Source organism: Anaerobacillus sp. 1_MG-2023 (genome assembly GCF_030547345.1).
GTDB lineage: Bacteria > Bacillota > Bacilli > Bacillales > Guptibacillaceae > Guptibacillus > Guptibacillus hwajinpoensis_B.
Window position 1 is genome coordinate 1 of sequence record NZ_JAUORD010000213.1, and the last position, 242, is coordinate 242.

At 43.8% G+C, this 242-nt stretch carries 1 tRNA gene; it reads right to left on the minus strand.

Annotated features, from left to right (window positions below):
• Positions 1-2: 2 nt before the first annotated feature.
• A tRNA-Ile gene (locus Q4550_RS23900) sits at positions 3-76 on the minus strand.
• Between the last annotated feature and the right edge of the window lie 166 nt (positions 77-242).

The window sequence follows — 242 nt, forward strand, 5'->3', positions numbered from 1 at the left end:
GGTGGGCCTGAGTGGACTCGAACCACCGACCTCACGCTTATCAGGCGTGCGCTCTAACCAGCTGAGCTACAGGCCCACAAAAGAAAAGTAAATACCCCGACATAGCCATTAGCCGGAGGTGTTTCTTAAAAGAGACTTGCTCTTCTTCAAAACTTACCTTTTCAGTTGAAAGAATAAATCATTCTTTCAAAACTAAACGAAACGCTCATGTAAGGTTGGTAACGTAAGTTACCTTCGTAATT